The sequence below is a fragment of the Collinsella sp. AM31-2AC genome (assembly GCF_003469285.1).
GTDB classification, from domain to species: Bacteria; Actinomycetota; Coriobacteriia; order Coriobacteriales; family Coriobacteriaceae; genus Collinsella; species Collinsella aerofaciens_AT.
In genome coordinates, this window is record NZ_QSJB01000005.1 from 123405 (window position 1) to 131889 (window position 8485).

Sequence of the window (8485 nt, forward strand, 5' to 3'; positions counted from 1 at the left end):
CTAGATACGGCGGGGAGGGCCAAGTTGGTCCTCCCCGCCGTTATTACGCCCTCTTGATTACGTACGCCAATCCAATATCGCAGGCGCAACGCACAATTGATGCGAAGAGCCACGATGCTGACAGCGTCATAAGCAGAGGCATGGTCTGCCAGGGAATAAACCAATCGACCGCGTGGATTGCAAAGATGGCGAGGCTAGCCTGTCCGCAGAACACGAGTGCTCGTTCAAAGGATCCCAAAACTGAAACGTCCTTCAGTTTCTCAAGCGCCATGGAAACCCAGCACACGCAGTAGCTGCCGGCAAGAGCGGCAATTGTTGCAGCCACAAACCCATCCACGCGGCGGCTCGAAAGCTCAAGCCCACTCAGCGCGGCAAGGACAAGCCAAGCGACACCGGCTCCAATAAACAGCAGAGGCTTGCTCACGCTCGGCTCCAGCCTCCTTTGGCGCGCCGTATAGCCAACCCACATCAGCAGCACAATATAGCAGCTCAGATCCAAATCGAGCGGCAGGTAAACGCCCATTAATCGAGACACACTCAAACCGCAAAAGGCAATCGCGGCACAGACAACGCCCTGCCAAACAACCCCAATTCCGCGGCGATCAAACAACCGCACGAGCACATTAAACAGCAGGCGCGACGTAAACAGCGCCGCCAAAAACCATGCCATGCCAACGGCGGTAACGCCAAGCCCAGGCACATCAACGCCCGAGGCAAACACAAGCGTCTTAAGCCCCGCAACCAGCGTACCGCTCGTCAAAGGAGCGCCGCTCATCAAGAACGTCGGCACCTGCCACGCCAGTGCAAGAACCACATACGGCACCAGCAGGCGCGACACCGAACCACTCAGCAGCTCGCGCCACGGCTTCGGCCTAAACGTATACCCGGCAAGAATAAAGAACACCGGCATGCGAAACGAGAAGATCGCGTGCCGCAAGGGAGAAGGATTTGGGACGGTGTGCCCCACAATGACCAGAATCATTGCAATTCCCTTTGCAATATCGATCCAGTCGAGCCTTTTGCTTCCCATGGCGAACCCTTCAAAATCGCAGCACACAAGATGAAAAAAGCCCAGACCACCAAGCGGTCCGGGCTTAATAAACGATGGTGCTCCATGGCGGATTCGAACCGTCGACCTTGGGATTAGAAGTCCCCTGCTCTATCCAACTGAGCTAATGGAGCAAATAACCGCACGCCCAAGCAAGCGCAAACCTGTCAGGCGCAAGTAATTATAACCTAGTTGAACTGCTCGCGGTACGCCTTGCAGACCTCATCGACCGGGCCGTCCATGCGAAGGTCACCCTTCTCAATCCAAACGGCACGCTGGCAGATGCGCTCAACCTGCTCCATGGAGTGCGAAACGAACAGAACCGTCACGTCGCCGCTCTGGATAAAGTGCTGGATGCGGGCCTCGCACTTCTGCTGGAAGAACACATCACCGACGGACAGCGTCTCGTCAACGATCAGAATATCTGGCTCGGTAATCGTCGCGATTGCAAAGGCAATACGCGCCACCATACCCGAGGAGAAGTTCTTGAGCGGCATGTCGACAAAGTTCTGAAGCTCAGCGAACTCGATAATGCCGTCAAAGTTGGCGTCGATGAACTCCTTGGTATAGCCGAGCAGGGCGCCGTTCAGATAGATGTTCTCGCGGGCCGTCAGCTCAGGATCAAAGCCGGCGCCGAGCTCAATCAGCGGTGCGATGTTGCCATGGACCTTAACGCTGCCCTCGCTAGACTCAAGCACGCCAGCGATAATCTTGAGCATAGTAGACTTACCGGAACCATTGGTGCCGACCAGACCCACGACCTCGCCGCGATGAATATCGAACGAGATGTGCTTAAGTGCCCTAAACTCCTCAAAGAACAGCTCGTGCTTGGCAAGCTTAATGAAGTACTCCTTGAGGTTGGTCAGCGACTCGGACGCCATGTTAAAGATCATGGTGACGTCGTCGACCTCGACAGCCAGAGGCTGCTCGCTGTAATCAACAACAGATTCAGTCATCACAGCACTCCTTAGATGTAGAGGATGAACTTGCGCTCGGACTTATGGAACACGGTGTAGCCAATAACAAGCGCAAGGACCGCCCAAGCGACGCACATACCAAACGTCAAAAGCGAGGGCGTGGTCTGGAACAGGAAGATATCACGCATAAACTGCAGGTAGTTATACATGGGGTTCGCATACATCAAGATACGCACGAGATGCGGCATTTGCGCAATATAGTCAGTCGTCCAGAAGATGGGCGTAATGTAAGTCCACGCCGTAATGACGACGCTCCATAGATGCATAACGTCGCGGAAAAAGACCGTAAGAGCAGAGAGCATCATGCCCAGGCCCATGCAGAAGCACATAAGCAGCAGCAGGCAAACCGGCAGCAGAATGAGGTGCCAAGAAGGCATAACACGGAACCACAGCATGACGATGGCGACGGCGACCAGCGAGAAGGCAAAGTTGACCAGCGAGAAGAGCACCTTCTGCACCGGGAAGACCCAGCGGTGCACCTTAACCTTCTTGAGCAGAGGGGCAGCGCCCACGATAGACGTCAGGGCCTGGTTCGTAGACTCGGACATGACGGCAAAGGTAATGTTACCCACGATCAAGTACAGCGGGTACATCTCGGGCGTCATTGAGCCATTGCGGCCCTGGCCAAAAATCGTCGAGAACACGATGGCCATGACGATCATCATCAGCAACGGATTGAGCACCGACCATGCGACACCCAGAACGCTACGGCGATACTTGATCTTAAAATCCTTGGTAACCAGCTGACGAAGGATAAACGCATCCTTCTCAAATTCGTTCTTAGCAAACGTCGCAGGCAGACTGCGAGTTTCTTGTTGCTTTGTCTGATCCGACACGGATGCAACTCCTTTACTCGTAATCGTTGACAAACGAACAGTATAGACCCGACGGCCATGCAAACGATTCGCGCAACAAAACTGGAGAACTAACCCACATCTTAGGATGCCAAGCCCAAACGGCTATACTTTCAAGGATTGAAAGTATAAGGAGCATTGAGTGAATTCTGAATCCATCGCCGTCATCATCCCTTGCTACAACGAAGCCCTCACGATCGGCAAAGTCATCGACGACTTTCACCGCGAGCTTCCGCAAGCGACGGTCTATGTCTATGACAACAACTCGTCGGACGATACTTCACGCATCGCCACCGAGCACGGCGCCACGGTCCGCTTTGAGCCCCGTCAGGGAAAGGGCAACGTGTGCCGCCAGATGTTTCGCGATATCGACGCCGATTGCTACCTGATGGTCGACGGCGACGACACCTATCCCGCCGAGGCTGCCAAAGCCCTCTGCGAGCCCATCCTTAACGGCACGGCCGACATGACCGTAGGCGACCGCCTTTCCAACGGCACCTACGCCGAGGAGAACAAGCGTGCCTTCCACGGCTTTGGCAACAATCTGGTCCGCGCCATGATCAAGTGGATCTATGGCTACAGCTTCGATGACGTCATGACCGGCTACCGCGCCATGAGCCGCCCGTTCGTCAAAACCTTCCCCGTGCTTTCCGAGGGCTTCCAGATCGAAACCGAGCTCTCGATCCACGCCGTCGACCACCGCTGGCGCATCAAAGATGTGCCCATCGAGTACCGCGACCGTCCGGAAGGCTCCGAGTCCAAGCTCAATACCGTGAGCGACGGCATTAAAGTCGTCGCGATGATCGGCACGCTGTTCAAGGACTACCGCCCGCTGAAGTTCTTCAGCCTCGTAGCGCTTCTGTTTGCGGTGATCGGCCTCGCCCTGGGCATGCCCATCGTTGTCGAGTATTTCCACACCGGCCTCGTTCCGCGCTTCCCCACCGCCATGCTCGCCGCGTCGTTTATGTTCCTGTGCGGTCTGAGCCTTGCAACCGGATTCGTCCTCGATTCCGTGGCAAAGGTCGAAAAAAAGCAGTGGGAGGTCAACGTGTACAGCAAATACGCCTACGACGACCAGCTCGGCCACCCCACTTCCAAGCCAAGCGAGAGGTAAACCACTATGCCGCTCATCTCCATCGTCGTGCCGTGCTACAACGAGCAGGAATCACTTCCGATCTTTCTCAAAGAGCTCGATGGCGTCGTTCGCATCATGACCCAGCAAGACCCCGGCATCTCCTTTGAGACAGTCCTCATCGACGATGGCTCGGCAGACAAAACGCTCGCCGTCATGAAAGCAGAAGCCGCGGCGGCGCATCCATACGCCATCCGCTGGCACTCTTTCTCGCGCAACTTTGGCAAGGAGGCGGCACTACTCGCCGGACTCCAGCACGCAAAGGGCGACTATGTCGCCACCATGGATGCCGACATGCAGGACCCGCCCTCGCTCCTGCCGCAGATGTACGAGATCTTACAAACCGAAGACTACGACAACGTCGCCACACGCAGGACCACCCGCAAAGGCGAGCCTCCCATCAGGTCGTTCTGTGCCCGTATGTTCTACAAGATCATTAACCGCATTTCCAAGGCCGACATCGTCGACGGAGCACGCGATTTTAGGCTCATGAAGCGACCTATGGTCAACGCCATCATCTCCATGGGCGAATATAACCGATTCTCCAAGGGCATTTACGGCTGGGTCGGCTTCAAGACCAAATGGCTCCCCTACGTAAACGTCAACCGCGTGGCCGGCGAGACCAAATGGAGCTTTTGGTCGCTGCTCCTCTATTCCATCGACGGCATCGTCGCGTTTTCCACGGCGCCGCTCTCCCTCGCCGCCCTCACGGGTATCGTTTTCTGTCTCATTGCCATCCTGGGATTCATCGTCATCCTGGTCAAGACGCTTGTTTGGGGTGACCCCGTCGGCGGATGGCCGTCCCTCGCCTGCCTCATAACGCTGTTTGGCGGCATGCAGCTTCTGTGCTTAGGAATCATCGGTGAATACTTGGCAAAAGCCTACTTGGAAACCAAACGACGTCCCATCTATATCATTCGAGAATCCAACGAGGAATCTGATGACACGACCCAATAACAGCACACTCAAGAATGTGGCGCTCTACGCCGCCTGCTTCGCGTTTTCCGTCGCACTTTTTATCGCACTTGCAGCGGCGGGGCATGTCTACCCCTTTGGCGACAACTCGTTTCTCACCAACGATCTCAAATACCAATACATCGACTTCTTTGCGTGGTTTCGCCGCGTCCTTTTAGGCGAGACAAACCTTCGTTATTCCTTCTCGCAGGGACTCGGCATGAACACATGGGGGCTCTATAGCTACTACCTCGCCAGCCCCTTCAACCTGCTCTGTGTGCTGTTTCCCGCAGACAAGCTGACGCTCTTCGTATTTGCCATAACCGCGCTCAAACTGGGCTGCATCCACATCAGCAGCGCTTGGTATGTGCAAAAGCGCTTTAACCTGTCCAAGCCCGCAGCATTCCTGCTTTCCCTCTCATTTACGTTTTGCAGTTGGACCATAAGTAATTTGTGTAATCCGCTCTGGATTGATTGCCTTATCCTGCTACCCATCTGCGCCTTCGGATGCTACGAGCTCATTCGCAAACAAAAAATGATACGCCTCGTTATTGCGATTGCTCTCAATGTCATGTTCTGTTGGTATACGGCCTATATCAGCATCCTGTTCCTCAGCATCTTCGTACTGGTTGAGTTTGTCGATTACGTCGCTGCAGAAGGATATAGCTGGATGCTCACGCTCGACCGAGTCCTACGATTTGCAGGGGCTATGCTGCTTGGGTTGCTCCTGTCCGCCTGGACCTTTTTGCCGACCATCCTTGCCATGGCAAAAGGCGGCCCCGTGCTGGCACTTGGACCTTTGCTTAAAACAGGCCTCAAATCGCTCATCAGGGGCTTCATCCCCGGCATGTGGGTGAATAACGGGAATACGCCGCAGTTCTATTGCGGCGTCATCATGATGTTACTTGCAATAAGCCTACTGTTTAACCGCAAGGTTTCGACCAGGATACGCATCGCAACGTTCGTCGTCACAGCCGTCCTGATCGCTAGCTCCGTTTTGAGCCCGCTCGAGTACATCTGGTGCGGCATGCGCGTTCCCAACGGGTTCTATTCGCGCACAGCCTTTTTGCTGGGCTTCTTTACGATGTGGGCCGCAGGCTATTCGTTGCAGGTGTTCGAGGGCCAGCCCAAATTTCGTCATGCCTATCGACCCGCCGTCGTATTACCAATCCTGACAATCACCGCAATTGATTTGTTTATCAACGCCCATGTGATGTGGAACCAACTGTACGCAGGCTATTCCGAAGATGCCAACTGCACCTATGTGACTACCGCAACCAACACGATCACAACCATTCAAGCCCAGGATCCTGCGTCATTCTACCGTATCGATCGAACGACCACGCGCGCCGATAGCGCTGCCCTCAACGAGGGCTTAGCGCTTGGGTACAACCAGCTGTCGTCCTACTCATCCGCAAATAACCCGCAGGCCATCGCACTGCTCAACTCCCTTGGATACAGCAGCATTGGCGAATTCTCAACCCGTTATGCCGAGCCCATTCTCGCCGTCGATGCCCTACTGGGAGTCAAGTATGCCATTCCCGAGAACGCGCCTGCGGGATACGTTTCGGCCAAGACGAATCAGGCCGACTCTACAAGCGCGGTGTACGAGAACCCCTATGCGCTCAGCATTGGCGTCGCAGCCTCAAGCGATATCCAAAACAGCACGCTGAAGAGCGAGAACCCCTTCGAAAAGCAGAACGACCTCTACAGCAAAATCCTAGGCCGCGAGGTCGAGCTCTATACCAAGATCGAGGCCACGAGCACGGAGAATAACGATAGCTTAAAGCAATGGAGCGTTACTCTTCCGGCAAGCTCCATCGGGTATCTCTACATCAACAAAGATACGACTGCCGGCAGTTATTGGCCCGTCACCCTTACCATCGACCAGCGAACGATCGAAAACGAGGCCTGGAGATTCGACAATAATATCCGCCAGATTGCGGATGCATCGGACGCCCCGAGCCAGCATACGGTGTCAATCGGAGTCGCAGAGGGCTATACAGACATGCCCCAAGACAATGAGCCGGTCTTTTACGCCCTCAATCTGGACGTTTTCGAGCAGATTATTAACTCGCTTAAGACGAGCGAATTTGTTCCGACGGTTTTTGAGGACGGAAGGATCGAAGGCGAGTATACCGCCAAGGATGACGGCAACCTGCTGCTGAGCGTTCCGTACGATGAGGGCTGGAACGTAACGGTAAACGGAACCGCCGCAGAACTAACGCCCGCCGCCGATAAGGGTTTGTCGTCCCTGAACATACAGAAAGGCGCGAATAGGGTCGTGATGACCTACAAGACTCCGGGTGCCCTTGCGGGACTTGCAGTGAGTCTGGCGACCGCAGCCGCCCTTATTGCAGCGGGACTATACGCCAGGCATAAGAAAAGCCGCCGTTAACAAGCGGCGGCTTTTTCTCTCGAAAAGTTAATAGCGGCTAGAGCGTCTTGAGGTACTCCCCCAGTTCTTCCTCCCAGTCGGGCATGTTGAACCCGACCGACTCGAGCTTGGACAGGTCGAGCGCGGAGTGGACCGGGCGCGGGGCGACGGGGCCCGCGGCGTTCGCGTAGTAGTCCGCGGTCGACACCGGCGCGACCCTGTCGCCGTTGCCGTTGGCTGCCTCGAAGACGGCGCGGGCGATGTCGGCCCAGGACCTGACGGCGCCGGATCCGGTGCAGTCGTAGGTGCCGTAGGGGGCGTGCGAGCCCAGCACGTGGAAGATGGCCTCGGCCATGTCGCGCGTGAAGGTCAGGCGCCCCAGCTGGTCGTCGACCACGGTGACCTGCTCGAGCCCGTCCTCGGGGTCGGCGACGCGGTCGGACAGCCCCTTCATGGTCTTCACGAAGTTGTGGCCCTCGCCGATGACCCAGCTGGAGCGCATGATGTAGTGGTGCGGGCACCCTGCCACGGCGATGTCGCCGGCGGCCTTGGTCTGGCCGTAGACGGACAGCGGGCTGAGGGGCTCCTCCTCCGTGTGGACCTCGGCCGTGCCGTCGAAGACGTAGTCGGACGACACGTGGACCAGGGTGATCCCGTGCCCGGCGCAGGTGCGGGCGAGCAGGGCCGGGCCGGTCGCGTTGGCCTTCCAGGCGGTCACGCGTCCCTCGGGGGTCTCGGCCCTGTCGACCGCCGTGTAGGCGCCGCAGTTGATCACGGTGCCGTAGAGCGACCAGTCGTACTGCGCGTAGGCCGCCGGGTCGGACATGTCGAAGGTGTCGATGTCGCAGAAGTCGAAGTCCTTGGCGACCCCGCGCTCCTCCGCCAGCGCGCGCACCGCATGGCCCAGCTGGCCGTTGCATCCGGTGACGAGGGTGCGCTTCGGCGCCATGGGTACGACGTCCTTGAGCATCGGGTGGTTGAGGTCGGCCTCGGAGACGGTGGCCTGGTCCAGCGGGATCGGCCACTCGATGGCGAGCTCGGGGTCGGCGAGGTTCACGAAGGTGTAGGTCCTCTTGAGCTCCAGCGACCAGTGGGCGTCCACCAGGTAGGTGTAGGCGGTGCCGTCCTCCAGGGCCTGGAAGG

At 56.9% G+C, this 8485-nt stretch carries 7 protein-coding genes and 1 tRNA gene; 3 read left to right on the forward strand and 5 right to left on the reverse strand.

What is annotated here, in order from left to right; all coding sequences use genetic code 11:
• Nucleotides 1–43: 43 nt before the first annotated feature.
• The 4 genes from DW796_RS03650 to DW796_RS03665 form a co-directional block, all read right to left on the reverse strand.
• Nucleotides 44–1030, reverse strand: a complete 987-nt coding sequence (locus tag DW796_RS03650) for an acyltransferase family protein (protein ID WP_118094281.1) — start codon at nt 1028–1030, stop codon at nt 44–46.
• Between the two features lie 75 nt (nt 1031–1105).
• Nucleotides 1106–1182, reverse strand: a tRNA-Arg gene (locus DW796_RS03655).
• A gap of 54 nt (nt 1183–1236) precedes the next feature.
• Nucleotides 1237–2004 carry an ABC transporter ATP-binding protein gene (locus DW796_RS03660; protein WP_118094282.1) on the reverse strand — a complete coding sequence of 256 codons (768 nt, stop codon included), beginning with the start codon at nt 2002–2004 and terminating at the stop codon, nt 1237–1239.
• A gap of 11 nt (nt 2005–2015) precedes the next feature.
• Nucleotides 2016–2861 (reverse strand): ABC transporter permease, encoded by an 846-nt coding sequence (locus DW796_RS03665; RefSeq protein WP_233539651.1) that lies wholly within the window; start codon nt 2859–2861, stop codon nt 2016–2018.
• A gap of 160 nt (nt 2862–3021) precedes the next feature.
• Between DW796_RS03665 and DW796_RS03670 the strand changes: the two genes are divergently transcribed.
• From DW796_RS03670 to DW796_RS03680, 3 genes are read left to right on the forward strand one after another with little or no spacing between them, the layout of a single operon-like run.
• Entirely contained in the window at nt 3022–3993 is a 972-nt protein-coding gene (locus tag DW796_RS03670; RefSeq protein ID WP_118094283.1) for a glycosyltransferase family 2 protein, read from the forward strand.
• Between the two features lie 6 nt (nt 3994–3999).
• Nucleotides 4000–4968: a glycosyltransferase family 2 protein gene (locus DW796_RS03675; protein WP_118094284.1), complete on the forward strand. Its 969-nt coding sequence runs from the start codon at nt 4000–4002 to the stop codon at nt 4966–4968.
• Nucleotides 4874–7363 (forward strand): YfhO family protein, encoded by a 2490-nt coding sequence (locus DW796_RS03680; protein ID WP_147351011.1) that lies wholly within the window; start codon nt 4874–4876, stop codon nt 7361–7363. The genes DW796_RS03675 and DW796_RS03680 overlap by 95 nt, the downstream gene beginning before the upstream one ends.
• Nucleotides 7364–7400: 37 nt before the next feature.
• On the opposite strand, the gene DW796_RS03685 is transcribed toward DW796_RS03680, so the two are convergent.
• A partial coding sequence (locus tag DW796_RS03685) for a sugar nucleotide-binding protein (RefSeq protein ID WP_233539652.1) occupies nt 7401–8485 on the reverse strand: 1085 nt, incomplete at its 5' end.